Annotated in this window: 22 protein-coding genes; 10 read left to right on the top strand and 12 right to left on the bottom strand. The window is 60.1% G+C overall.

Annotation, left to right across the window (positions count from 1 at the left end; genetic code table 11):
* Positions 1 to 7 precede the first annotated feature (7 nt).
* The 3 genes from mreD to mreB all read right to left on the bottom strand — a co-directional run bounded on the left by mreD (position 8) and on the right by mreB (position 2801).
* Positions 8 to 499 (bottom strand): rod shape-determining protein MreD, encoded by a 492-nt coding sequence (gene mreD / locus ACMDB8_RS03620; RefSeq protein ID WP_007970244.1) that lies wholly within the window; start codon positions 497 to 499, stop codon positions 8 to 10.
* On the bottom strand, positions 499 to 1620 hold the full coding sequence (mreC, locus tag ACMDB8_RS03615; protein ID WP_409078339.1) for a rod shape-determining protein MreC: 1122 nt from the start codon (positions 1618 to 1620) through the stop codon (positions 499 to 501). Before mreC ends, mreD begins: the two co-directional genes overlap by 1 nt.
* 143 nt (positions 1621 to 1763) lie before the next feature.
* Positions 1764 to 2801, bottom strand: a complete 1038-nt coding sequence (gene mreB, locus ACMDB8_RS03610) for a rod shape-determining protein MreB (RefSeq protein ID WP_002555108.1) — start codon at positions 2799 to 2801, stop codon at positions 1764 to 1766.
* Positions 2802 to 3011: 210 nt separating this feature from the next.
* Between mreB and gatC the strand changes: the two genes are divergently transcribed.
* The 6 genes from gatC to ACMDB8_RS03580 all read left to right on the top strand — a co-directional run bounded on the left by gatC (position 3012) and on the right by ACMDB8_RS03580 (position 8236).
* Positions 3012 to 3299, top strand: coding sequence for an Asp-tRNA(Asn)/Glu-tRNA(Gln) amidotransferase subunit GatC (gene gatC / locus ACMDB8_RS03605; protein ID WP_007901429.1), 288 nt, complete (start codon positions 3012 to 3014; stop codon positions 3297 to 3299).
* Between the two features lie 17 nt (positions 3300 to 3316).
* Positions 3317 to 4768, top strand: coding sequence for an Asp-tRNA(Asn)/Glu-tRNA(Gln) amidotransferase subunit GatA (gene gatA / locus ACMDB8_RS03600; protein WP_056728337.1), 1452 nt, complete (start codon positions 3317 to 3319; stop codon positions 4766 to 4768).
* A 10-nt stretch (positions 4769 to 4778) separates the two neighbouring features.
* A complete protein-coding gene (gene gatB, locus ACMDB8_RS03595) occupies positions 4779 to 6224 on the top strand; it encodes an Asp-tRNA(Asn)/Glu-tRNA(Gln) amidotransferase subunit GatB (protein WP_056728336.1) in 1446 nt (481 codons plus the stop codon).
* A gap of 148 nt (positions 6225 to 6372) precedes the next feature.
* The gene (locus ACMDB8_RS03590) at positions 6373 to 6747 is read left to right on the top strand and encodes a septal ring lytic transglycosylase RlpA family protein (protein WP_223542495.1); all 375 of its coding nucleotides are present in this window, start codon (positions 6373 to 6375) and stop codon (positions 6745 to 6747) included.
* A gap of 50 nt (positions 6748 to 6797) precedes the next feature.
* A complete protein-coding gene (locus tag ACMDB8_RS03585; protein WP_409078299.1) occupies positions 6798 to 7859 on the top strand; it encodes a calcium/sodium antiporter in 1062 nt (353 codons plus the stop codon).
* Positions 7856 to 8236: a carboxymuconolactone decarboxylase family protein gene (locus tag ACMDB8_RS03580; RefSeq protein WP_046040018.1), complete on the top strand. Its 381-nt coding sequence runs from the start codon at positions 7856 to 7858 to the stop codon at positions 8234 to 8236. The genes ACMDB8_RS03585 and ACMDB8_RS03580 overlap by 4 nt, the downstream gene beginning before the upstream one ends.
* A 100-nt stretch (positions 8237 to 8336) precedes the next feature.
* Here ACMDB8_RS03580 and ACMDB8_RS03575 read toward each other — a convergent pair whose 3' ends face one another.
* From ACMDB8_RS03575 to ACMDB8_RS03535, 9 genes are all read right to left on the bottom strand, one after another.
* A complete protein-coding gene (locus ACMDB8_RS03575) occupies positions 8337 to 9278 on the bottom strand; it encodes an AEC family transporter (protein ID WP_056728322.1) in 942 nt (313 codons plus the stop codon).
* A 185-nt stretch (positions 9279 to 9463) separates the two neighbouring features.
* Positions 9464 to 11017, bottom strand: a complete 1554-nt coding sequence (garD, locus tag ACMDB8_RS03570; RefSeq protein ID WP_223542497.1) for a galactarate dehydratase — start codon at positions 11015 to 11017, stop codon at positions 9464 to 9466.
* An 11-nt stretch (positions 11018 to 11028) separates the two neighbouring features.
* The gene (locus ACMDB8_RS03565; protein ID WP_409078300.1) at positions 11029 to 12396 is read right to left on the bottom strand and encodes an MFS transporter; all 1368 of its coding nucleotides are present in this window, start codon (positions 12394 to 12396) and stop codon (positions 11029 to 11031) included.
* A 146-nt stretch (positions 12397 to 12542) separates the two neighbouring features.
* Positions 12543 to 13988 (bottom strand): aldehyde dehydrogenase family protein, encoded by a 1446-nt coding sequence (locus ACMDB8_RS03560; protein WP_056728314.1) that lies wholly within the window; start codon positions 13986 to 13988, stop codon positions 12543 to 12545.
* A gap of 61 nt (positions 13989 to 14049) precedes the next feature.
* On the bottom strand, positions 14050 to 14961 hold the full coding sequence (kdgD, locus tag ACMDB8_RS03555) for a 5-dehydro-4-deoxyglucarate dehydratase (protein ID WP_056728312.1): 912 nt from the start codon (positions 14959 to 14961) through the stop codon (positions 14050 to 14052).
* 349 nt (positions 14962 to 15310) lie between these two features.
* Positions 15311 to 16060 (bottom strand): FadR/GntR family transcriptional regulator, encoded by a 750-nt coding sequence (locus tag ACMDB8_RS03550; protein ID WP_177336501.1) that lies wholly within the window; start codon positions 16058 to 16060, stop codon positions 15311 to 15313.
* A gap of 171 nt (positions 16061 to 16231) precedes the next feature.
* The gene (locus tag ACMDB8_RS03545) at positions 16232 to 17959 is read right to left on the bottom strand and encodes an ABC transporter ATP-binding protein/permease (protein WP_056728306.1); all 1728 of its coding nucleotides are present in this window, start codon (positions 17957 to 17959) and stop codon (positions 16232 to 16234) included.
* Positions 17960 to 18056: 97 nt separating this feature from the next.
* The gene (locus ACMDB8_RS03540) at positions 18057 to 18617 is read right to left on the bottom strand and encodes a response regulator transcription factor (protein ID WP_007973041.1); all 561 of its coding nucleotides are present in this window, start codon (positions 18615 to 18617) and stop codon (positions 18057 to 18059) included.
* On the bottom strand, positions 18610 to 19872 hold the full coding sequence (locus tag ACMDB8_RS03535) for an ATP-binding protein (protein WP_056728304.1): 1263 nt from the start codon (positions 19870 to 19872) through the stop codon (positions 18610 to 18612). The genes ACMDB8_RS03540 and ACMDB8_RS03535 overlap by 8 nt, the downstream gene beginning before the upstream one ends.
* Before the next feature lie 318 nt (positions 19873 to 20190).
* On the opposite strand from ACMDB8_RS03535, the gene ACMDB8_RS03530 reads away from it, so the two are divergent.
* The 4 genes from ACMDB8_RS03530 (at position 20191) to ACMDB8_RS03515 (ending at position 26490) form a co-directional block, all read left to right on the top strand.
* Positions 20191 to 20907: an SIMPL domain-containing protein gene (locus ACMDB8_RS03530; RefSeq protein WP_223542499.1), complete on the top strand. Its 717-nt coding sequence runs from the start codon at positions 20191 to 20193 to the stop codon at positions 20905 to 20907.
* A 446-nt stretch (positions 20908 to 21353) separates the two neighbouring features.
* Positions 21354 to 22979, top strand: a complete 1626-nt coding sequence (locus ACMDB8_RS03525) for an ABC transporter substrate-binding protein (RefSeq protein ID WP_056728300.1) — start codon at positions 21354 to 21356, stop codon at positions 22977 to 22979.
* A gap of 302 nt (positions 22980 to 23281) precedes the next feature.
* Positions 23282 to 24883: an ABC transporter substrate-binding protein gene (locus ACMDB8_RS03520; RefSeq protein ID WP_056728299.1), complete on the top strand. Its 1602-nt coding sequence runs from the start codon at positions 23282 to 23284 to the stop codon at positions 24881 to 24883.
* A 173-nt stretch (positions 24884 to 25056) separates the two neighbouring features.
* The gene (locus ACMDB8_RS03515; RefSeq protein ID WP_056728298.1) at positions 25057 to 26490 is read left to right on the top strand and encodes an OprD family porin; all 1434 of its coding nucleotides are present in this window, start codon (positions 25057 to 25059) and stop codon (positions 26488 to 26490) included.
* Positions 26491 to 26536: the final 46 nt, after the last annotated feature.

The following is a 26536-nucleotide window of genomic DNA, read 5'->3' as shown; positions in this document are numbered from 1 at the left end:
GAGCGAATTAATTGATTTTGTAGCGTCGACGCAGTCCGCGCAAACCGAAACTGATCCAGGGCCAGAGCAGCGCACTGACCAGTGCCGGCAGCACCAACGCCAGCGTCGGCTGACGATTGCCGGTCAAGGCACTGAGCCACAGTTGTACAAGCTGGGCGAGGCCGAAGATCACCAGGATCACCAGGCTCTGCTGCCACATCGGGAACATCCGCAGGCGTTGCTGCAGCGCCAGCACCAAATAGGTGATGAGCGTCAGGATCAAGGCATTCTGCCCCAGCAAGGTACCGTAGAGCACGTCTTCAGCCAGCCCCAGGCAAAACGCCGTCACCATCCCGACGGTCTGCGGCAGGTTCAACGCCCAGAATGCCAGCAACAAGGCCAGCCACAACGGACGCAGGATTTCCATGAATTGCGGCAGAGGTGAAACACTCAGCAGCAGGCCGACGGCAAACGTCAGCCAGACTATCCAGCCGTTTCGGGATGCTTTTACACCGCCCATTATTCTCTCCCCACTGGAGTGGCCGGCGCGGACACTGGCGGTTTGGCCGCAGGCTTCGCGGCAGCGGGTTGCGCCGCCGGCGGTTTAGCTGCCGCAGGCTTGGCTGGCGTGGTCGCTGGCTTGGCTGGCGCGGTGGCCGCAGGCGCCGCCGTGGCAGGAATCGCCGGTGCGGCAGCCGGTGCAGCGGGGGCTGCAGGGCTGGCCAGTTTCGGAACCGTCGCCGGAATGGTCGGCCCACCGCCCTGTGCATCCAGGCTTTCCTGAGCCTGGGCGGCAGCGTTGACGCGCTCTTCGGCGGTCCGGTTGTCGCTGAACACCAGCAGCAGGTAACGGCTACGGTTCAAGGCGGCGGTTGGAACGGCGCGGACAATGGCAAACGGCTGGCCGGAATCGTGAATCACTTCCTTGACCGTCGCCACCGGATAACCCGCCGGGAAACGCTGACCGAGGCCGGAGCTGACCAGCAAGTCGCCTTCCTTGATGTCGGCGGTATCGGCCACATGCCGCAACTCGAGACGCTCCGGGTTGCCGGTGCCGCTGGCGATCGCCCGCAAACCGTTACGGTTCACCTGCACCGGAATGCTGTGGGTGGTATCGGTCAGCAGCAAGACGCGGGAGGTGTAGGGCATCAACTCGACCACCTGCCCCATCAGGCCACGGGCATCGAGTACCGGCTGACCGAGGACCACGCCGTCGCGCTCACCTTTATTGATGATGATGCGATGGGTAAAGGGGTTGGGGTCCATGCCGATCAACTCGGCCACTTCGACCTTCTCATTGACCAGTGCCGAAGAGTTGAGCAACTCGCGCAGCCGAACGTTCTGCTCGGTCAGGGCGGCCAGCTTCTGCATGCGCCCCTGCAACAGCAGGTTTTCAGTCTTGAGTTTTTCGTTTTCGGCGACGAGTTCGGTCCGGCTGCCAAACTGACTGGCAACGCCTTCCCACAGTCGTCCGGGCAGGTCGGTGATCCAGTAGGCGTCCATCAGCACCAGCGACATCTGGCTGCGTGCAGGCTTGAGCAGACTGAAACGGGCATCGACCACCATCAGCGCGACCGATAGCACGACCAGCACCAACAGGCGCACGCCCAGTGAAGGGCCCTTGGTGAAAAGCGGTTTAATAAGCCGCTCCTCCCAGGCAAATGTTCTGTTTATTCATACGGCAGCAATCCGGCCTGGATGCAGACTGACAGAAGATAAACGCGAACAGGCAGCACTGCAAAGTGCCGCCTGCGCGCTCAACAGCATAGAGGCAATCCGGCGACTTATTCGCTGGAAAGCAGGTCCATGGTGTGTTTATCCATCATTTCCAATGCACGGCCACCGCCGCGAGCAACGCAGGTCAGCGGGTCTTCGGCAACGATCACCGGCAGACCAGTCTCCTGGGCCAGCAATTTGTCCAGGTCACGCAGCAAGGCGCCACCACCGGTCAGTACCAGGCCACGCTCGGCGATGTCGGAAGCCAGTTCCGGCGGCGATTGCTCCAGGGCGCTTTTCACCGCCTGAACGATGGTCGCCAGGGACTCTTGCAGAGCTTCCAGCACTTCGTTGGAGTTCAGGGTAAATGCCCGTGGAACGCCTTCGGCCAGGTTACGGCCGCGAACGTCGACTTCGCGAACTTCGCCGCCCGGGTAGGCGGTACCGATTTCCTGTTTGATACGTTCGGCGGTGGACTCACCGATCAGGCTGCCGTAGTTGCGACGCACGTAGGTGATGATCGCTTCGTCGAAGCGGTCGCCGCCAACGCGCACGGATTCGGCGTAAACCACACCGTTCAGGGAGATCAGTGCGATTTCAGTGGTACCGCCACCGATATCCACGACCATCGAACCGCGAGCTTCTTCTACCGGCAGGCCGGCACCGATCGCAGCAGCCATTGGCTCTTCGATCAGGAACACTTCACGGGCACCGGCACCGAGGGCCGATTCACGGATTGCACGACGCTCAACCTGGGTGGATTTGCACGGAACGCAGATCAACACGCGAGGGCTAGGCTGCAGGAAGCTGTTTTCGTGAACCTTGTTGATGAAGTACTGCAGCATTTTTTCGCACACGCTGAAGTCGGCGATCACGCCGTCCTTCATCGGACGAATGGCAGCAATGTTGCCCGGCGTACGGCCCAGCATGCGCTTGGCTTCGGTGCCGACAGCAACGACACTTTTCTGGTTACCGTGTGTCCGAATGGCCACAACCGATGGCTCATTCAGGACGATACCGCGCTCGCGCACGTAAATAAGGGTGTTGGCAGTGCCCAGGTCAATGGAAAGATCGCTGGAAAACATGCCACGCAGTTTCTTGAACATGGGAAAGGGACCCTAGGCAACGCGTGGGTAAAAAAGTGCGGCAAACTCTAACAACGACAGGGATTTTGGGCAAGGCGCCAATATGTTAAATTGGCCGCTTTTCTGTGCACCAAGCCCCACAATCGCGGCCTTATGACCGTAGAAGTGCGGTAGTGTTCCGACAATCTAACACACGGACGCGGTCCGTTTTGTTTTCCACTGGAGAATCCCATGGCGCTTGAACGCTCCGACGTGGAAAAAATCGCTCATCTGGCCTGCCTTGGCCTCAATGATGCCGATCTTCCACACATCACTTCGGCCCTCAACAGCATTCTCGGGCTGGTCGACGAAATGCAGGCGGTCAATACCGACGGTATCGAACCGCTGGCCCACCCACTGGAAGCCAGCCAGCGCCTGCGCGCGGACGTCGTGACCGAGACCAATCACCGCGAGGCCTACCAGTCCATCGCACCAGCGGTCGAAAACGGCCTGTACCTGGTTCCGAAAGTCATCGACTAATAGGGAAAGAGCCTGCAATGCATCAATTGACTCTGGCCGAGATCGCCCGCGGACTCGCCGATAAAAAGTTTTCCTCCGAAGAGCTGACCAAGGTCCTGCTGGCGCGCATCGCCCAGCTCGATCCGCAGCTCAACAGTTTCATCAGCCTCACCGAGGACCTGGCGCTGACGCAGGCGAAAGCCGCCGATGCCCGCCGGGCCAACGGTGAGAGCGGCGCCCTGCTCGGCGCGCCGATCGCCCACAAAGACCTGTTCTGCACCCAGGGCATTCGCACCAGCTGCGGCTCGAAGATGCTCGACAACTTTAAAGCACCGTACGACGCCACCGTGGTCGCCAAACTGGCTGCGGCCGGGGCCGTGACCCTGGGCAAGACCAACATGGACGAATTCGCCATGGGGTCGGCCAACGAGTCGAGCTACTACGGCGCGGTGAAAAACCCGTGGAACCTGGAACACGTTCCGGGCGGTTCGTCCGGCGGCTCCGCTGCGGCGGTTGCCGCTCGTCTGTTGCCTGCGGCCACCGGCACCGACACGGGCGGTTCGATCCGTCAGCCTGCGGCCCTGACCAACCTCACCGGCCTGAAACCGACCTACGGTCGTGTTTCGCGCTGGGGCATGATTGCCTACGCGTCCAGCCTCGACCAAGGCGGCCCGATGGCACGCACCGCCGAAGACTGCGCGATTATGTTGCAAGGTATGGCAGGCTTCGATCCGAACGACTCCACCAGCATCGATGAGCCCGTACCGGACTACAGCGCCAGCCTCAACGGCTCGCTGCAAGGCCTGCGCATCGGCGTGCCGAAGGAATACTTCAGCGCCGGTCTCGACCCGCGCATCGCAGAGCTGATCCACAACAGCGTCAAGGAGCTGGAAAAGCTCGGCGCCGTGATCAAGGAAATCAGCCTGCCGAACATGCAGCACGCGATCCCTGCGTACTACGTGATCGCCCCGGCGGAAGCCTCGTCCAACCTGTCGCGTTTCGACGGCGTGCGCTTCGGCTACCGCTGTGAAAACCCGGTCAACCTGATCGACCTGTACAAACGCTCCCGTGGCGAAGGCTTCGGCCCGGAAGTACAGCGCCGGATCATGGTCGGTGCCTACGCGCTGTCCGCCGGTTACTACGACGCCTATTACCTGAAGGCGCAGAAGATTCGTCGCTTGATCAAAAACGACTTCATGGCGGCCTTCAATGAGGTCGACATCATCCTCGGCCCAACCACGCCGAACCCGGCCTGGAAGCTTGGCGCCAAGAACAGCGACCCGGTCGCTGCGTACCTGGAAGACGTCTACACCATCACCGCCAACCTCGCGGGTCTGCCGGGCTTGTCCATGCCGGCAGGTTTTGTCGACGGTCTGCCGGTCGGCGTGCAACTGCTCGCCCCGTATTTCCAGGAAGGCCGCTTGCTCAACGTTGCGCACCAGTACCAGTTGAACACTGACTGGCACACCCGCACCCCAACCGGCTTCTGAGGAGACACACATGCAATGGGAAGTCGTGATCGGGCTGGAGATTCACACCCAGCTCACCACCCGGTCGAAAATCTTTTCCGGTAGTTCCACCACGTTCGGTTCAGAGCCGAACACCCAGGCCAGCCTCGTAGACCTGGGCATGCCCGGCGTGCTGCCGGTGCTGAACCAGGAAGCGGTGCGCATGGCGGTGATGTTCGGTCTGGCGATTGACGCCGAGATCGGCCAGCACAACGTGTTCGCCCGTAAAAACTACTTCTACCCGGACCTGCCCAAGGGCTACCAGATCAGCCAGATGGAGCTGCCGATCGTCGGCAAGGGCCACCTGGACATCGCCCTCGAGGACGGCACGGTCAAACGTGTCGGCATCACCCGCGCGCACCTGGAAGAAGACGCCGGCAAGAGCCTGCACGAAGAATTCAGCGGCGCCACCGGCATCGACCTGAACCGTGCCGGCACACCGCTGCTGGAAATCGTCTCCGAACCGGACATGCGCAGCGCCAAGGAAGCCGTGGCCTACGTCAAGGCGATCCACGCGCTGGTGCGCTACCTGGGCATCTGCGACGGCAACATGGCCGAAGGTTCGCTGCGCTGCGACTGCAACGTATCGATCCGTCCGAAAGGCCAGGTCGAGTTCGGCACCCGCTGCGAGATCAAGAACGTCAACTCGTTCCGTTTCATCGAGAAGGCGATCAACAGTGAAATCCAGCGTCAGATCGAATTGATCGAAGACGGCGGCAAGGTCATCCAGCAGACCCGCCTGTACGATCCGAACAAGGACGAAACCCGTCCGATGCGCAGCAAAGAGGAAGCCAACGACTACCGTTACTTCCCCGATCCGGACCTGCTGCCGGTGGTTATCGAGAATTCGTTCCTCGACGACGTGCGCGGCACCTTGCCGGAATTGCCACCGCAGAAACGCGAGCGTTTCCAGGAGCAGTTCGGCCTGTCGGTCTATGACGCCAGCGTCCTGGCCACCAGCCGCGAGCAAGCCGATTACTTCGAGAAAGTCGCGAGCATCGGCGGCGACGCCAAACTGGCGGCCAACTGGGTGATGGTCGAGTTGGGCAGTCTGCTCAACAAGCAAGGCCTGGACATCGAAGAGTCGCCGGTTTCCGCCGAGCTTCTGGGCGGCATGCTGCTGCGCATCAAGGACAACACCATCTCCGGCAAGATCGCCAAGGTGGTGTTTGAAGCGATGGCCAATGGCGAAGGCAGCGCGGACGAGATCATCGACAAGCGCGGTCTCAAGCAAGTGACCGATACTGGCGCCATTTCGGCGGTGCTGGACGAAATGCTCGCGGCCAACGCCGAGCAGGTCGAGCAATACCGCGCGGCAGACGAAGCCAAGCGCGGCAAGATGTTCGGCTTCTTCGTCGGTCAGGCCATGAAAGCCTCCAAAGGCAAGGCCAACCCGCAACAGGTCAACGAACTGCTCAAAAGCAAGCTCGAAGGCTGATGAGGATGGAGCCAGCTCTAAAATCTGGCTCCATTCCCTGTGGGAGCGAGCTTGCTCGCGACAGCGGTCCGGCACTCAACGATGTGTTGATTGTCAGAACGCTATCGCGAGCAGGCTCGCTCCCACAATTGTTTCGGGAAAACCTTGAATGAAACGTCTATTCGGCGCCTGCGCCCTCCTCTCGCTCCTGGCCGGTTGCGCCAGCACCGACACCGTCGATCCGCATGGCTACGACAAAACCGGCGTGGCTTCGTACTACGGCGCCAAACACCAAGGCAAACGCACCGCCAACGGCGAGCGTTTCAACATGAATTCCATGACCGCCGCCCATCGCCAGCTACCCTTCGGTACACGGGTGAAGGTCACCAATCTGAATAACGACAAATCCTGCGTGGTACGCATCAATGATCGCGGGCCGCACACCCGCGGCCGCCTGATCGACCTGTCCCGGGAAGCCGCCGAGCGCCTGGGCATGCTGCGCAGCGGCACTGCGAAGGTTCGCGTGCAAGCCCTGGACGACTGACCGATGGAGCCCCGACCATTTTCGGACTAGCCGATTTACCCCTGATCAGTGTGATCGAATTGCTCAGCGGATTGTTCCTGCTGATTGTCGGCGCCGAATTGATGGTGCGCGCCGCCGTACGCATCGCCGCGCGGTTGCACGTACGACCGCTGATCATCGGCCTGACCATCGTCGCCCTCGGCAGCAGCGCGCCGCAAATGGCGGTCAGCCTGCAAGCGACCCTGGCGCACACTGCCGACATCGCCGTCGGCAGTGTGATCGGCAGCAGCATTTTCAACATCCTCGTCACCCTCGGGTTGTCCGCGCTGATCATTCCATTGCGGGTTTCCCGGCAATTGGTACGCCTGGATATTCCGTTGATGATCGGCGCCAGCCTGCTGGTGTTCGTACTCGCCTGGAATGAAGAACTGTCCCGGGCCGACGGCGTGATGCTGCTGACGGCACTGGCGATTTACCTGGGCTTGTTGCTGCGCCAGTCACGGCATTCGGGACGGCCGGTATCGAGCCATGACCATCATGGGCAAGCGCCATGGCTGAGCAGCCTGCTGATGATCGTCGCCGGGCTGGCGATGCTGGTGTACGCCGGGCACTTGCTGCTGGGCGCGGCGGTTGCGGTGGCCACCGATCTTGGGTTGTCGGAGCGGATCATCGGCCTGACCATCGTCGCCGTCAGCACCTCACTGCCTGAACTGGCCACTTCGTTGATCGCGGCCATGCGCGGCGAGCGCGATATTGCCGTGGGCAACGTGATTGGCAGCAACCTGTTCAACCTCCTGGGTGTGCTCGGTTTTACCGCGCTGGTGGCACCGTCGTCGCTGTCGGTGTCGCCCAACGCCCTGGATTTCGACCTGCCGGTGATGCTCGGCGTCGCGGCGCTGTGCCTGCCGGTGTTCTACTCCGGCTACCGGGTGACCCGCGCCGAAGGCCTGCTGTTTCTGGGTTTGTACCTGGCGTATGGGCTACACGTGGTGTCGTTCACCACCGGTATGCCACTGGCCGGCAAGCTGGAACACTTGATGCTGTTTTTCGTCCTGCCGGCGCTGGTGGCGTTTTTGTTGTTCACGTCACTACGCGCCTGGCGTCGCCAACACCATAAGAAGGAAGCCCCATGACCGAGAATAAAAAACCCGGCGTTGAAGTCCGCCGCCAAGTGATGGGCGACGCCTTCGTCGACCGCGCACTGGGCAATGCCACCGAGTTCACCCAGCCGCTGCAGGACTTCGTCAATGAACACGCCTGGGGCGGTGTGTGGAATCGCGAAGGCCTGCCACTGAAAACCCGCAGCCTGATCACCCTTGCCGCCCTGACTGCACTCAAGTGCCCGCAGGAATTGAAAGGTCACGTGCGCGGTGCGCTGAACAATGGCTGCACTGTGGATGAGATTCGCGAGGCGCTGCTGCATTGCGCGGTGTATGCCGGTGTGCCGGCGGCGATTGATGCGTTTCGGGCGGCGCAGGAAGTGATCGACAGTTACCAGAAGCCGGAATAATTTTATTGCTTTGAAAAGATCGCAGCCTGCGGCAGCTCCTACATTGGAATGCGTTTTCCTGTAGGAGCTGCCGCAGGCTGCGATCTTTTGACCCTTGCCTTTAAATCCACCCACCCCACTGCAAAAAGAAGATCCCGACATTGGTGGTGACCGCCGCCATCAGCGTGGTGATCACGATAATCGCCGCCGCCAACTCGTGATTGCCATCCGCCGCCCGGGCCATGACGAAACTGGCAGCGGCAGTCGGGCTGCCGAAGTACAGGAACAGAATCCCCAGTTCCGCCCCGCGAAAGCCCCACAACCACGCGCCCAGTGTCGCCAGTACCGGCAAACCGATCATCTTCACCAGGCTTGAACTCAGCGCCATGTTGCCGCTTTTGCGCAGCGCGGCCAGGGACAGCGTGCCGCCGATGCAGATCAGCGCCAGCGGCAAGGTCGTTTGCGCCAGATACTGGCCGGAGGTTTCCAGCCAGCCAGGCAAGCCAATCTTGAAATAGGCAAAGGGGGCAGCCACGATCACGCTGATGATCAGCGGATTGCTGAACACGCTTTTGCAGATGCTCCATGGATCGGACTTGATCACCGGGCTGTACACCGCCAGCACGATGGTCGAGAGGGTGTTGTAGAACAGGATCACCAGCGCCGCGAGGATCGCCCCGAGGGAAATCCCGTAGTCGCCGTACATGCTTGCCGCCAGTGCCAAGCCGATGACCCCGTTGTTACCGCGAAACGCGCCCTGGGTGTAGATCCCCCGGTCTTCCCGCGGGCACTTCCAGATCGCCCAACCCCAGGCGATGGCAAAACACGCCAGGGTCGCGAGGGAGAAATAGATCAGCAGCGCCGGTTGCAGCGCCGCGTGCAGGTCGGCATGCAGGATGCCCAGAAACAACAATGCCGGCATGGTGACGTTGAACACCAGTGACGATGCGGTGTGGATGAAGTTGTCGTTGATCCAGTCGATGCGCTTGAGCAGCACCCCGAGAAACAGCATGGCAAACACCGGCGCGGTGATGTTCAGGGTTTCGAGGAAAATTGCCAGCATGCCGGGGGTAACCTTGGTGGGCGTCGTTAGGGGGCTAATGATAAGCCACTGAAGACTTCGGCGCCTGCTAGATCGCCTTCGCGAGCAAGCCCGCTCCCACATTTGATCAGTGTCGAACACAAAATTTGTGCGCGACGACAATCCAGTGTGGGAGCGGGCTTGCTCGCGAAGCAGGCGACTCGGTCTTAAGTGATCGGCGCCGGGTTGAACAGGGTGATGTCGTTATGCAGCTTGTGCTTTTCAGCCCACGTCTGCTGCTTGCCGCTGGCCACGTCCAGGTAGTAGTGGAACAACTCCCAGCCAAGCTCCTCGATGGAGGCGCGTCCGGTAGCGATTCGGCCCGCGTCGATGTCGATCAGGTCCGGCCAGCGTTGTGCCAGTTCGGTCCGGGTCGAGACCTTCACCACCGGTGCCATGGCCAGCCCGTAAGGCGTGCCACGACCGGTGGTGAACACGTGCAGGTTCATCCCCGCCGCCAACTGCAAAGTCCCGCAAACAAAGTCGCTGGCCGGAGTCGCGCAGAAGATCAGGCCTTTGCGCTTGAAACGCTCGCCAGGGCCAAGCACGCCGTTGATCGCGCTGCTGCCGGACTTGACGATCGATCCCAGGGATTTCTCGACAATGTTCGACAACCCGCCCTTCTTGTTGCCTGGGGTGGTGTTGGCACTGCGATCCGCCTCGCCCTTGGCCAGGTAGCGGTCGTACCAGTCCATTTCCCGCACCAGTTCCTGGGCGACGTCCTGGTTTTCCGCCCGTGAGGTCAGTAAATAAATGGCATCACGTACTTCGGTGACTTCAGAAAACATCACCGTCGCACCGGCCCGCAGAAGCAGGTCCGAGGCATAACCGAGCGCCGGGTTGGCGGTGATGCCGGAGAACGCATCACTGCCACCGCATTGCATGCCCAGAATCAGTTCGGACGCCGGCACGGTTTCCCGGCGACGTTGATCGAGCTTCTTCAAGCGTGTCTCGGTCAGTTCCATGATCTGTTCGATCATTTCGGTGAAACCGTGACTGGAATCCTGCAAGCGGTATAACCAAGGCTCGCTGAGATCCACCGAGCTGTCGTTGTCGTGCATCACTTGCCCGGCCTGCAATTTCTCGCAGCCCAGGCTGATCACCAAGGCTTCGCCACCCAGGTTAGGGTTGCGCGCCAGATTGCGCACAGTGCGGATCGGGATGTACGCGTCAGTCGCGGTGATCGCCACGCCACAGCCATAGCTGTGGGTCAGCGCCACCACGTCATCGACGTGCGGGTACTTGGGCAGCAACTCATCCTTGATGCGCTTGACCGCATGATCGAGCACCCCGGTCACACACTGCACGGTGGTAGTGATGCCCAGAATGTTGCGCGTGCCGACGGTGCCGTCGGCGTTGCGATAACCCTCGAAGGTGAAACCTTCCAGCGGTGCCTGCGCGGCCGGCACATCGGTGGACAGCGGCAGGCTGTCCAGCGGTGGCGCGGTCGGCATGCGCAGTTGATCTTCCTTGACCCAACTGCCGCGGGGGATCGGCTGCAAGGCATAGCCAATGACCTGGCCATAACGAATCACCTGGCCACCCTCTGGAATGTCTTCCAGGGTGACCTTGTGGCTTTGTGGCACGAAGTCCACGGTGACCAAACCATCGGCAAACTCGGTGCCGGCCGGTACACCCTGATCATTGACCACGATCACTACGTTGTCCCGCTCGTGCAGGCGGATGTAGCGCGGCGAGTCGGAATGTTCAATCAACTGCATGACGCCGCTCCTCAGGAATGCGCTTGAGACAATTTGCCAGGGGCTTCAGTACCGTTCGCTGGTGGCTCTTTGAGCACCACGCGCTTGATCGGGCCCACGATCACCAGGTAGCTGAACACCGCGACCAATGCGTTGCAACCGACGAACACCAGCGCCCATTTGAACGAACCGGTGGAGCTGATGATGTAGCCGATCACGATCGGAGTGGTGATCGATGCAATGTTACCGAAGGTGTTGAACAGGCCACCGCTCAGGCCGGCGATCTGCTTCGGCGAGGTGTCGGACACCACCGCCCAGCCCAGTGCACCCACGCCTTTGCCGAAGAACGCCAGGGCCATGAAGCCGACGACCATCCATTCTACGTCCACGTAGTTGCACGCCACGATGCTGCTGGAAACCAGCAGGCCAGCAATGATCGGTGCCTTGCGGGCGAAGGTCAGGGAATGGCCTTTGCGCAGAAGGTAATCGGAAATCACCCCGCCGAGCACACCACCGATGAAGCCGCAGATCGCCGGCAAGGACGCGATGAAACCGGCCTTGAGGATGGTCATGCCGCGCTCCTGCACCAGGTACACCGGGAACCAGGTCAGGAAGAAATAGGTAATGCCGTTGATGCAGTACTGGCCCAGGTACACGCCGAGCATCATGCGGTTGGTCAGCAATTGGCGGATGTAGTCCCACTTCGGACCGTCGGCCTTTTTGCCTTTGCCCTTGTCCTGGTCCATGTCGACCATGCCGCCGTTGTCGGCGATGTGCTTGAACTCAGCATCATTGATCATCGGGTGCTGGCGTGGGCTGTAGATCACTTTCAGCCAGATCCCGGAGAAGATGATGCCGATCACGCCCATGACGATGAACACGTGCTGCCAGCCGAAGCTGTAGACGATCCAGCCCATCAGCGGTGCGAACAACACGGTGGCAAAATACTGCGCCGAGTTGAAGATCGCCGAGGCGGTGCCGCGTTCAGCGGTCGGGAACCAGGCGGCCACAATGCGTGCGTTGCCGGGGAAGGATGGCGCTTCGGCCAGACCCACCAAAAAGCGCAGCATGAACAGCGCGACCACGGCGGTGGACATGCCGAACTCGCCGACATACCCCTGCAGCACGGTGAACAGCGACCAGGTGAAGATGCTCAGTGCGTAGATTTTTTTCGAACCGAAACGGTCCAGCAGCCAGCCACCGGGGATTTGCCCGGCCACGTAGGCCCAACCGAATGCGGAGAAGATGTAGCCGAGGGTAACGGCGTCGATGCCGAGGTCTTTTTGCAGGCTGGAGCCGGCGATTGCGATGGTAGCCCGGTCGGCGTAGTTGATCGTGGTCACCAGAAACAGCATGAGCAGGATCAAATAGCGGACGTGAGTCGGCTTGGTCGATTGCATGTAGATGTACTCCCACTGATTATTTTTATGCGGGGTGAATCTTTGGTATTTCCCTGTAGGAGCTGCCGAGTGAAACGAGGTTGCGATCTTTTGATCTTCAAAAGCAAAGATCGCAGCCTTCAGCAGCTCCTACAGAGGTATTGCGTTTACGAACCGATGTAACTGGTCTTCACGACCGTGTAGAACTCTTGCGCATAGCGACCTTGCTCACGTGATCCATAGGATGAACCTTTACGCCCACCGAACGGAACGTGGTAATCCACACCGGCGGTCGGCAGGTTGACCATCACCATCCCGGCCTGGGAGTGGCGCTTGAAGTGGTTGGCGTACTTCAAGGACGTGGTAGCGATGCCCGCCGACAACCCGAACTCGGTGTCGTTGGCCATGGCCAGCGCGGCTTCGTAGTCGGCGACGCGGACGATGTTGGCTACCGGGCCGAAGATTTCTTCCTGGCTGATGCGCATCGAGGCTTCACTGTCGGCAAACAGGGTTGGCGCGAGGAAGTAACCCTCGGTGTCGCAGGTCACCAGAGCACCGCCGCTGACCAGACGCGCACCTTCGGACTGGCCGATGTCGATGTACTTCATGTCCTGTTCAAGCTGAGCCTGGGAAACCACCGGACCAATGTCGGTACCGGCTTTCAGCGCATGGCCGACCTTGATCGACCTCATGCGCTCGGCCATGGCTTCGACAAACTGGTCGTGGATGCCAGCGGTGACGATAAAGCGACTGGAAGCGGTGCAACGCTGGCCGGTGGAGTAGAACGCGCTCTGTACCGACAGCTCGACCGCTTGCTTGAGGTCAGCGTCGTCGAGAATGATCTGCGGGTTCTTGCCGCCCATTTCCAGCTGGACCTTGGCCTGGCGCGATACGCAGCTGACGGCGATCTGACGACCGACACCCACGGAACCTGTGAAGCTGATGCCATCGACTTTCGGGCTGTGGACCAGTGCATCGCCAACCACACGACCGCTGCCCATCACAAGGTTGAACACACCGGCCGGGAAGCCTGCGCGGGAGATGATTTCAGCCAGGGCCCAGGCGCAACCCGGAACCAGGTCCGCGGGTTTCAGCACGACGCAGTTGCCGTAGGCCAGGGCCGGGGCGATTTTCCATGCCGGGATGGCGATCGGGAAGTTCCACGGGGTGATCAGACCGACCACGCCCAAGGCTTCGCGAGTGACTTCAACGTTGACGCCCGGACGCACCGACGGCAGGTAGTCGCCGGACAGGCGCAGGCACTCGCCGGCGAAGAACTTGAAGATGTTACCGGCGCGGGTCACTTCGCCGATGGCTTCAGGCAGGGTCTTGCCCTCTTCCCGGGCCAGCAGGGTGCCGAGTTCTTCGCGTCGGGCGAGGATTTCAGTACCGACTTTGTCCAGGGCGTCGTGACGCGCCTGAATGCCGGAAGTGGACCAGGCCGGGAACGCGGCACGGGCGGCGTCGATGGCGGCGTGGACTTGAGCCAGGTCAGCCTTGGCGTAGTCACCGATGGCGTCGCTCAGTTCGGACGGGTTGATGTTGGTCGAATAATCGCCACCGGCAACCCATTCGCCGTTGATGTAGTTATCGAAACGCTTTGAATCAGCCACTTGAAGATCTCCTCACGCAAAAGGCCGCTGATTGCTCAGCGGCCTTACTTAATCGGATGTATTACTGCGCGCCCTGCTTGTCGATCAGCGCGGCGAGCATTTCGTACTCTTCGCCGGTCAGGTCGGTCAGCGGTGCACGCACAGGACCTGCGTCGTAGCCGGCAATCTTTGCCCCGGCCTTGACGATGCTCACGGCATAACCGGCCTTGCGGTTACGGATGTCCAGGTACGGCAGGAAGAAGTCGTCGATGATCTTGCCGACGGTGGCGTGATCTTCACGAGCGATCGCGTGGTAGAAGTCCATCGCGGTTTTCGGGATGAAGTTGAACACCGCCGAGGAGTAGACCGGCACGCCCAGCGCCTTGTAGGCCGCGGCGTAGACTTCGGCGGTCGGCAAGCCACCCAGGTAGCTGAAGCGATCACCGAGGCGGCGACGGATCGACACCATCAACTCGATATCACCCAGGCCATCCTTGTAGCCGATCAGGTTCGGGCAGCGCTCGGCCAGACGTTCCAGCAGCGGTGCGTTCAGGCGGCAGACGTTACGGTTGTAGACCACCACGCCGATGTTGACCGATTTGCACACGGCTTCAACGTGGGCGGCAACGCCGTCCTGGCTGGCTTCGGTCAGGTAGTGCGGCAGCAGCAACAGGCCTTTGGCGCCCAGGCGCTCGGCTTCCTGTGCGTATTCGATGGCCTGGCGGGTCGAACCGCCCACGCCGGCCAGGATTGGCACGCTGGAGGCGCAAGTGTCGACGGCCGTCTTGATGATTTCCGAATATTCGCTGGCCGCCAGAGAGAAGAACTCACCGGTACCGCCCGCGGCGAACAGAGCCGAGGCGCCGTATGGGGCCAGCCATTCGAGACGCTTGATGTAACCCGCGCGATTGAAGTCGCCCTGAGCATTGAAATCGGTAACCGGGAAAGACAGCAGACCGGAAGAGAGGATGGACTTCAGTTCTTGTGGATTCATTATTCGAACACCCTGGATAACGACGTTGTGTGAGGAAACCGTTCAGCCCGCGCTGAAGTTGTAGGTCATCGTACAACTTAAAATACAACCGTCAACTGCATTTCATCGCCGGGGGTGAAAATTGTTCGACAAGAATTCGTTGAAGTCCTGTTTTAAAGGGCTTCTTCAGGGGAGCGCAGGGAAGATCACACCTCGAAAAACAGGTGTTCAGGAGATACGTTGTCGGAAGATTGAAGCAGGAGATAAGTACAAAAGAGGCTGATCGAAGGTCTTGCGGGATGGCTTGCGGCCCCTTCGCGAGCAAGTCGAAGACGGCTTATCGGGCGACCCATCACCAAAAGCAAAAAACCTAAACCCGCTGCGCCTCAGCCTCTTCATGGGCATGACGCAACCGCTCACGGCTGTTGGTCAGGTGCAGGCGCATCGCCGCACGCGCCGCATCGGAATCCTGGCGGGCAATGGCGTCGTAGATCTCTTCGTGCTCACGGCTCAGGCGACCCATGTAGTGCTGCTGGTCGTCATGGGCCAGGCGCGCGGAGTTCAGCCGTGTGCGCGGAATGATGCTGGTACCCAGGTGGGTCATGATGTCGGTGAAATAACGGTTGCCGGTGGACAGCGCGATTTCGAGGTGGAAGGCGAAGTCCGAGGCTACGGCGTCACTGGCGTGAGCGGCGCTTTCATTCAACGCGTCGAGGGCGGCGCGCATATTGGCTAACTGTTCCGGACTACGACGTTGCGCCGCCAATCCGGCGGACTCCACTTCCAGGCTGATGCGCAGTTCCAGGATCGCCAGCACATCTCGCAAGGTCACGACGGTCGCCGGGTCGATACGGAAACCGCTCGGGCTCGGTGTGTCGAGCACGAAGGTGCCGATACCGTGGCGGGTTTCCACCTGCCCTGCCGCCTGCAAACGGGAAATCGCCTCGCGCACCACCGTACGGCTGACACCATGGGCATCCATGATGGCTGACTCGGTGGGCAACTTGTCGCCACGCTTGAGATGACCGTCGCGGATCTGCTCGGACAGCACCGTCACCAGTTCCTGAGCGAGGCTGCGGCGCTTGCGTGGGAGACGTGGAGCGTCGTTCGGGTTTTCCATGGTGAACATCTGTCTCGAAAAAATCGGCGGCTGAAAGCGCATCATAGCGCAACGCGGTTGTACGATCACCACCACCCCTGTAGGAGCTGCCGCAGGCTGCGATCTTTTGACTTTGATTTTTCAAGATCAAAAGATCGCAGCCTGCGGCAGCTCCTACAGGATTTGTGGTGTTTATGCGGTCACGGCCTGGTCCACCAGATGGCCATTCTCGATACGAATGTGCCGCGGGTGGAAGCGTTTCAGGCTGCTGCGATGGCCCACGCTGACAATGCTCAGCCCCGGCAACTCGTCGATCAGCGCCTGATACAGCGTGGCCTCGTCTTCTTCGTCCATCGCCGAGGTGGCTTCGTCCATGTACAGCCATTGTGGTGCATAAAGCAGCGCACGGGCGAAGGCCAGGCGCTGCTGCTCCCCCGGTGACAACATGCGCTGCCAGTGATTGGCTTCGTCGAGACGGGCAATCAGGTGCGGCAGGCGGCAGGTTTCCAGCACCTGCGCGTAGCGTTCGTTCGGATAGGTATCGCCGGGCTGTGGATAACTGAGGACATCACGCAGGGTACCAATCGGCAAATACGGTTTTTGCGGCAGGAACAGGTAGCGCGCCGATGGCAGACGAATACTGCCGTGGCCGGTCGGCCACAGATGTCCCATCGCCCGCAGCAGCGTCGACTTGCCGCTGCCGGAACGACCGCTGAGCATCACACGCTCGCCCTCCTCCACGGTCATGTCGGCGTTGGACAGCAGGTGGCGACCGTCAGTCAGGTCGAGGCCGAGGTTGTGCACCTTCAGCACCGAGCCCGAATTCTGTACGTCGATGGCCGGCGCACGCTCTTCGTTATCACGCATGGCCTGGTGGAAGCTCAACAGACGATCGCAGGTGGCGCGCCAGGAAGCGAGGCTCTGGTAGGCACTGATAAACCAGCTGAAGCTTTCCTGCACGTTGCCGAACGCCGAGCTGATTTGCATCAGCTCGCCCAGTTCGATCTTGCCGGAAAGGTAACGCGGGGCGGCAACCATGAAAGGGAAGATAATGGCGGCCTGGCTGTAACCGGCGGTGAAGAACGTCAGGCGCTTGGACACTTTCATGATGTCCCAGAAGTTATGCCAGACCATCCCGAAGCGATCACTCAACCGACGATTCTCGTTCGGCTCGCCGTTGTACAACGCGATACTTTCGGCATTCTCGCGAATTCGCACCATTGAGAAACGCAGGTCGGCTTCGAAGCGTTGTTGCTGGTTGTTCAGGCCGATCAGGCGACGACCGATCAAATGCGTCAGCCAACTGCCGACCACCGCATAAACCAGCACGCACCAGAACATGTAGCCGGGAATGGTGATGCCGAATACTTCAATGCTGCCCGACACGCCCCACAGAATGATCGAGAACGACACCAGGCTGACGATATTGCGCAGCAGCCCGATACCCAGCTCAAGGGTGTTGGAGGTGAAGTTGTTGAGGTCTTCGGAAATCCGCTGGTCCGGGTTATCGGTGTAACCGCCCTGCTCCAGCTGGTAGTAATTCTTGTCGGCGAGCCAGCGTGCAAAGTGCTTTTCGGTGAGCCATGCCCGCCAGCGGATTGTCAGCATTTGCGTCAGGTACAGCCGGTACACCGCGCCGACGATCGCCACCGCCGCAATCGCGCAGAAGTACAGGATCAGTTGCCAGAACGCGGCCTCGTCCTTCTTTTGCAGGGCGTTGTAGAAGTCCTTGTACCAGGTGTTGAACCACACCGAGATCCCCACGCTGATCAGCGACAGCGCTATCACCGCGATCAGCAGCGTCCAGGCCTTGGCCTTCTCTTCACTGCGCCAGTAAGGCGTGATCATCGCCCACACTTTGCGAAAAAACTGCCCGCGCACGGCGTCGTTGACCGCGGAATACTCAGCGTTCTGATTCATGGATAAGGCTCGATAGAGAAAAGTACGCACACGAACCGATCATAGATGATCGGTCCGGTTTGTCGCGAGATACGGCCCGCATTCATTCAGCGCAGGTTCAGCGGCGAACGGGACGCTTCTGCAGTTTGCGCTGCAGGGTGCGGCGGTGCATGCCCAGGGCACGGGCCGTGGCGGAGATGTTGCCTTCGTGTTCAGTCAGCACGCGCTGGATGTGCTCCCACTGCAGGCGGTCCACGGACATCGGGTTTTCCGGCACCAGGCTGTCGAGGTCGGCGTGCTCGGACAGCAGCGCCGCCAGCACGTCGTCGGCGTCGGCCGGCTTGCACAGGTAGTTGCAGGCACCACGCTTGATCGCCTCGACGGCGGTGGCAATGCTCGAGTAACCGGTGAGGATCACCACGCGCATTTCCGGGTCCATTTCCAGCAACTTGGGCAGCAGTACCAGGCCGGAATCGCCGTCCATCTTCAGGTCCAGGGCGGCATAATCCGGCAGATCGGCCTTGGCCAGCTCCAGGCCTTCCTCGGCGGAACCGGCAGTGCTGACGCGAAAACCGCGGCGGGCCATGGCGCGGGCCATGACGCGGGTGAATGTGGCGTCGTCATCGACCAGCAACAAATGTGGCAGTTCTTCGCCTTCGACTTGGATCTCTTCACTCATGTTCGTTTCCTCGGGCGACACGGGGCAGGCGCAGCTCGGTGAGCGTGCCACCTTCCTCATGACTGTAGAGTTTCACTGAGCCGCCGGCGCGTGTCACGCTGGCCTTGCTCAAAAACAGGCCCAGGCCGAAGCCTTTGCCCTTGGTGGTAAAAAACGGTTTGCCGATTTGCTCGGCGATGGCCAGAGGCACGCCAGCGCCATGGTCACGAATGCTGATGGTCAGGTTTTCCCAATCCCAGTCCAGCGTCACTTGCAGCCCTTCGGGGCAGGCATCGGCAGCGTTGTTCAACAGATTCAACAAAGCCTGGGTCAGGTCCGGCGGCGGCGCCATGCGCGGGACCGGGCCCTGGCCGAGGCGCTGGAAGCGATAACTGGCTTCCGGGCGCATCAGGTGCCAGCGATTGAGGGCTTCATCGAGCCAATCGGTGACGTCCTGCATCTCCACCGCCAACCGGCGATTGGCCTCGGCGGCGCGCACCAGTTGCTGCAAGGTTTGCTTGCACAACTTGACCTGATCCTGCAGCACGCTCAGGTCGTCCTGCAACATCGGATCATGATGATCCTGACGCATTTCCTTGAGTAGCACACTCATGGTCGCCAGCGGCGTGCCCAGTTCATGGGCCGCGCCGGCGGCCTGGGTGGCGACGGCCAGCAGTTGCTGATCGCGCAGGCCTTCTTCGCGACGAATGGCGCGCAACTCTTCCTGGCGACGCAGTTCTTCGGCCATGCGCGCGGCGAAGAAGGTGATCACCGCAGCCGCGAGGGCAAAGCTCAACCACATCCCATAGACCTGCAGGTTTTCCCGAGCGATCGGGAAGGTTTGCAGCGGGTAGAACTGCGCCAGCAACAGCGTGTACATCGTCAGCGCAATACCCGACAGGATCACCGAATAACGCCATGGCAACGTTACCGCGGCAATGGTCAGCGGCACCAGGTAATAGGAGACGAAGGGGTTGGTCGAGCCACCGGAGAAATACAGCAGCGCACTGTGGATAAACAGGTCGCAGGCCAGTTGCACGGCGTATTCGAGCTCGGTCACCGGCCACGAAGTGCGCAGGCGAATGGCCGTGAACACGCACAGCAGCATTGAACATGCGAGCGTCGCAGCCAGTTGAAACCAGGGCAGTGGCAGCAATTCGAGCCAGTAGGCCAGGCCCACGGAACCGGCCTGGGCGGCCAGCACCAATGTGCGGATGAACGTCAGCCGCCAGAGGTTCTGGCGAGTGGCGGAAGTGATTTGAACGGGGGCGAGCATGAGCTCTCCTGATGAGCGCTCCAGGCGGATCGCAGGGAGTATAACCAAGCCCGGGGGCTGACAGGCAAAAGTGCGGCAAACGGCCACATGGCAGGAAGGCCTGCAGCGTCTATGAGGCCGCTTTCGCGAGCAAGCTCGCTCCCACATTGGAATGCGGTCAACTGTGGGAGCGAGCTTGCTCGCGATTGGCTGCGAAGCAGCCACCTGTGCACCATCTGTATAGAAGTTGTAACTGTGCGAACCGGAGCATAAAAGCTAGAGTCTGATGGTTTCACGCAGGCTTGGATCATACCCCTGCGCACCTTTCAAGGAGCCTTCATGCACACATTCCGCCGCAGCGCCGCCCTCCTCGCCCTGAGCGTTGGCACCGTCGCCAGCCTCCCGGCCCTGGCCGCCGACGAGCTTCATTACAACCAGATTTCCCTGCGCGCCGAAGTCAGTCAGGAAGTGGCCCGCGACCTGATGATCGTGACCCTCTACACCGAAGAACAGAACACCGACCCGGCCAAACTCGCCGCCGATGTCAGCACCACCATGAATAAGGCGCTGGCCCAGGCCAAGCAAGTCAAGAACATCACCCTGCGCCAGGGCAGTCGCAACAGCTACCCGATCTACGACACCAAGGGCCAGAAAATCACCGGCTGGCGCGAGCGTGCCGAATTGCGCCTGGAAAGCTCGGACTTCGCTGCGCTGTCGAAGCTGACCGGCGAACTGCTCACCGACCTGAAAATGGGCGGCATGGACTTCGCCATCGCCACCCCGACCCGCAAGGCCAGCGAAGACGCCCTGCTCAAGGATGCCGTGACCGCGTTCAAGGCCCGCGCCCAGCTTGCGACTGATGCTCTGGGCGGCAAGAGCTACAAAATCGTCAACCTGAACCTCAACAGCAACGGTTATCCACAGCCTTACATGCGCGCGCCAATGATGATGAAAGCCGCCGCCATGGACAGCGCACCGGTGACGCCGGATGTCGAGGCCGGTACCAGCCAGGTCAGCATGACCGCCGATGGCTCGATTGAAGTGCTGATGCCTTGAATCGATAGCCCGTAAACAAAAACGGCGATCATAAAAATGATCGCCGTTTTTTTTGGCAGTTTTCAGGCATGAGCTATAACTGGATAGGTCCACCCGAGAAAAGCCGTCGATTGGCCACTATCGGTGCAACAATAACCACTCTTATTCACGCCGTGCCCACCCCACAATCCGGGGTATGAATAAGTAACACCCCGCCCCACGCAGGAGCAACCCGAGTCAGGAACGCACTCTAAAAGTGCGTCATTTGCACCGTAAAAATGCTGCGCAAACGGTCAAATGCGTCAGCAATTATACAAATGCGACATTAAGGTACGTTCGTGCCACCGTTTAAGGCCTGTAGTCGCTCTGGATCTTGCATTGGGTATGGCCCCTGCATAAGTATCCGCAGGCACGACTCACGAGGTCGTCCTCTAATTCCAAAAATGACAACAAATCATGAGGCCACCATGCTTAAACACGCGGTCATTCCGTTCTTAGTTGGCGCAAGCTTGTTAGCCAGCGCACCGTTCGCCCAAGCAGCGACTAACCTGGTGTTCTGCTCCGAAGGGAGCCCGGCCGGTTTCGATCCAGGTCAATACACCACCGGAACCGACTTCGACGCCTCTGCAGAAACCATGTTCAACCGCCTGACGCAGTTCGAGCGCGGCGGCACCGCGGTAATTCCTGGACTGGCGACCAGCTGGGACGTCTCCGATGACGGCCTGACCTACACCTTCCACCTGCGTGAAGGCGTCAAGTTCCATACCACGCCGTACTTCAAGCCAACTCGTGAGTTCAACGCCGACGACGTGCTGTTCACCTTTAATCGCATGATTAACAAGGATGACCCGTTCCGCAAAGCGTACCCGACCGAATTCCCGTACTTCACTGACATGGGGATGGATACCAACATCACCAAGATCGATAAAGTCGACGACAAGACTGTCAAGTTCACCCTCAAGGACGTTGATGCCGCGTTCATCCAGAACATGGCCATGAGCTTCGCCTCGATCCAGTCCGCCGAGTACGCTGCCCAGCTGCTCAAGGAAGGCAAGGCCGCCGACATCAACCAGAAGCCGGTTGGTACTGGCCCGTTCGTGTTCAAGAGCTACCAGAAAGACTCCAACATCCGCTACACCGGGAACAAGGACTACTGGAAGCCTGACGACGTGAAGATCGACAACCTGATCTTCGCCATCACCACCGACCCATCGGTACGTATCCAGAAGCTGAAGAAGAACGAGTGCCAGGTCACCCTGTTCCCTCGTCCGGCCGACCTGAAGGCACTGCGCGAAGACAAGACCCTGAAGCTGCCTGACCAGGCTGGTTTCAACCTCGGTTACATCGCCTACAACGTGATGCCCAAGGTCAAGGGACAAACCGATGCGAACCCGCTGGCTGACCTGAAGGTACGCCAGGCAATGGACATGGCGGTCAACAAGCAACAGATCATCGACTCCGTGTACCAGGGCGCCGGCCAACTGGCCGTCAACGCCATGCCTCCAACCCAGTGGTCCTACGACACCACCATCAAGGATGCGCCGTACAACCCTGAGAAAGCCAAAGAGCTGCTCAAGGAAGCCGGCGTCAAAGAGGGCACCGAAATCGTTCTCTGGGCGATGCCGGTACAGCGTCCTTACAACCCGAACGCCAAGCTGATGGCAGAAATGCTGCAGTCCGACTGGTCCAAGATCGGCCTCAAGGTCAAGATCCAGAGCTACGAGTGGGGCGAGTACATCAAGCGCTCCAAAGGTGGCGAGAACCAGGCGATGCTGATTGGCTGGAGCGGTGACAATGGTGATCCGGACAACTGGCTGAACGTTCTGTTCGGCTGCGACTCGCTGGAAGGCAACAACTTCTCCAAATGGTGCGACAAGAAGTTTGACGACATCGTCAAGCAAGCCAAGCGCACTTCGGACCAAGGCAAACGCACCGAACTGTACAAACAGGCGCAACACGTCCTCAAGGATGCCGTGCCTATGACACCTATCGCTCACTCGACGGTGTTCCAACCCATGCGCGCCAACGTGCAGGACTTCAAGATCAGCCCATTTGGCTTGAACTCCTTCTACGGCGTCAGCGTCAGCAAATAAGATTTTGCAACGGCGACGTTCCTGACGTCGCCGTTGCTTTATCTTCCGAGAAAGCAGGAATTCGCCTACATCCTAATCCGCAGCTGACTACAGCATCGGGCGAGGACGCGTTGCCATTTCCTACGAGTCTTTAGGACTCTACGCATTTACTGCCGGACCCATGGCTCATACCGTCGGGATCTGACCAGTGCACGCGTGGGTCATCGGTTACTGCTGTGTGCATGGTTTGAAATCAGTGATGCCTCTACGTCCGCGCACGGGACGGCGGCTCATTGACAACATTTGAGAGAAAAGGAAGCGTTATGCGCCATACCCTGGTTTTATCCGCTTTGCTGGGCACCGGTCTGTTGGGCGCCACTTCCATCAGCCAGGCCGCCAACAACAGCCTGGTGTTCTGCTCCGAAGGCAGCCCCGCCGGTTTCGACACGGCGCAGTACACCACTGCGACTGACAACGACGCCGCCGAGCCGCTATACAACCGATTGGCAGAGTTTGAAAAAGGCGCGACCAACGTCGTACCGGGCCTGGCCACGAGCTGGGATATTTCCGAGGACGGCCTCAAATACACCTTCCACCTGCGCGAAGGGGTGAAGTTTCATACCACCAAATACTTCACGCCGACCCGGGACTTCAACGCCGATGACGTGTTGTTCACGTTCAATCGCATGCTCGACCCGCAACAACCTTTCCGTAAGGCTTATCCGACAGAGTTTCCGTACTTCAACGGCATGAGCCTGAACAAGAACATCGCCAAGGTCGAAAAGACCGGGCCGCTGACCGTGGTCTTTACGCTCAATAGCGTGGACGCCGCGTTCATCCAGAACATCGCCATGAGCTTCGCCGCCATCCTTTCGGCCGAATACGCCGACAAGCTGCTGGCCGAGGGCAAGCCGAGCGACATCAACCAGAAGCCGATCGGCACCGGGCCGTTCGTGTTCAAGAGCTACCAGAAAGACTCGAACATCCGTTACACCGGCAACCAGCATTACTGGGACCCGAGCCGGGTCAAGCTCGACAACCTGATTTTCGCCATCAACACCGACGCCTCGGTGCGCGTGCAGAAACTCAAGGCCGGCGAGTGCCAGATCACCTTGCATCCACGCCCTGCCGATGTAACCGCGCTGAAGAGCGACCCGGCCCTGCAACTGATCGAGAAGCCTGGCTTCAACCTCGGCTACATCGCCTACAACGTGCGCCACAAACCCTTCGACCAGCTCGAAGTGCGCCAGGCGCTGGACATGGCGGTGAACAAGCAAGGCATTCTCAATGCCGTCTACCAGGGCGCGGGGCAACTGGCGGTCAACGCCATGCCGCCAACCCAATGGTCCTACGACGACACGATCAAGGACGCCGCCTACAACCCGGAAAAAGCCAAGGAGCTGCTCAAGGCTGCTGGCGTCAAGGAAGGTACCGAGATCACCCTCTGGGCCATGCCGGTCCAGCGTCCGTACAACCCCAACGCCAAGTTGATGGCCGAGATGCTCCAGGCTGACTGGGCGAAGATCGGCCTCAAGGTCAAGATCGTCAGCTATGAGTGGGGCGAGTACATCAAGCGCACCAAGAATGGCGAGCACGACATCAGCCTGATCGGCTGGACCGGTGACAACGGTGATCCGGACAACTGGCTGGGCACGCTCTACAGCTGCGACGCCATTGGCGGCAACAACTACTCGATGTGGTGTGATCCGGCCTACGACAAGCTGATCAAGCAGGCCAAGGTCGTCACCGACCGTGAACAGCGCACCCTGCTCTACAAACAGGCGCAGCAGTACCTCAAGCAGCAGGTACCGATCACGCCGGTCGCCCACTCAACGGTCAACCAGCCGCTGAGCGCCAAAATCGAAGGGTTCAAGGTGAGCCCGTTCGGTCGCAATGTTTTCTCGGGTGTCAGCATCGAAAAATAACCGATTAGCCAGAAATGCCGGGGGGCGGATTTTCCGCCCTCACGCAGACGCTTTGCCGTCTTTTGTCAATTTGGCCGACAGCAAACGTTTGCGATGCCTTGAATGAGTTCTAAACCAATAGCCGGATCACAAAAAAAGACCGGCATAAAAAAAGAAAGTAAGGAGCTTTACCCATGAAACTGAGCAGCACCGCGTTATTGGCCTTGGCCATCAGCAGCGTAACCGCCACGGCTTACGCAGAAACCCAAAGCCAGGCTTTCACCCCGGTTACCGTGAACGAGAAAAACGCCCAGAGCGAAGCCACTGGCTTTGTCGAAGGCCAGTCGATCACCGGCACCACGCGTAACTGGTACGCCAATGAGCAACTGCACCGCGGCGCCAAATTCGCCTACAAAAAAGACGGCGTTTCGACCCCGACCGATCGCCGGATCAACTGGGTCCAGGGCACCATCCTCAAGTACAACTCGGGCTTCACCGAAGGCACCGTGGGCTTCAGCACTGAAGTGGCGGCGTACAACGCCATCGCCCTGGACCAGGACCGCAAAGACCTGGCGTCGAACAACGGCGGCGCACCAGGCAGTCGTCCAGGCGCGGGCAACAACCGTACCCTGACCAAAGAGGGCGGCGACGCTCAAGGCCAGTGGAGCAAACTGGGCCTGGCCAACGTCAAGGCCCGTGTTTCCAACAGCACCCTGACCGCCGGCCGCATGAACTTCAGCAGCCCGATGGTCGACGTAATCGGTAACCGTGCACTGCCTTCGAGCTTCCAGGGCGTGGCCCTGCACAGCGAAGAGCTGAACAACCTGGCCTTCGACCTGGCCACCTTCGACCGCAACTCACCGCGTACCGAAGAAAGCCAGCGCAAATTCCGCACCGAATACGCCAACGGCATCGTCGAAACCGACCACGTTCACACCGGCGGTATCACCTACACCCCATTTGCCAGCCTGACCACCAGCCTCTGGGCGACCCAGGCTGAAGACATCTGGAACCAGTACTACTTCGGCGCCTCCCACGTACTGGGCGACAGCCAGGTATTGAGCCTGACCACCGGCCTGAACTACTACAAAACCAAGGAAACCGGTAAAGCCCTGATCGGCGATATCGACAACGACACCTACTCGCTGTCGTTCGGCCTGACCCACCAGGCCCATACCCTGACCCTCTCGTATCAGGAAGTGAACGGTAACGAGTACTTCGACTACCTGCACGAAACCAACGGTATCTACCTGGCCAACTCCCTGCTGTCGGACTTCAACGGCCCGAACGAAAAATCGTTCCAGGTTGCCTACGGTCTGAACATGGCCGAATACGGCGTGCCAGGCCTGAAGTTCAACATCTACCAGGCTCGCGGCTGGGGTATCGACGGTACTCACTACACCGGCAACGGCGGCGTGGCAGGCAAGGGTTACGATGGCATCCAGTCCCAGGATGGCGAACACCACTATGAATACGGCATCGGCGCGACCTACGCCGTGCAGAGCGGCCCGCTCAAGGCCACCACGATTCGCGGCACCTACACCGCTCACCGTGCCAGCGAAAACCAGGCTGATGGCAGCATCAACGAGTTCCGTCTCGTGACCACGGTTCCGTTCAACATCCTGTAATGCCCGTGCCGAACGGCTGATTCAATGACGGATCGGCCGTTCGGCT

Source organism: Pseudomonas monachiensis (assembly GCF_047345015.1).
In the GTDB taxonomy this organism is placed as follows: domain Bacteria; phylum Pseudomonadota; class Gammaproteobacteria; order Pseudomonadales; family Pseudomonadaceae; genus Aquipseudomonas; species Aquipseudomonas monachiensis.
Note: the sequence above shows the minus strand (reverse complement) of the source record. Positions and strands in the feature narration are given on the sequence as shown.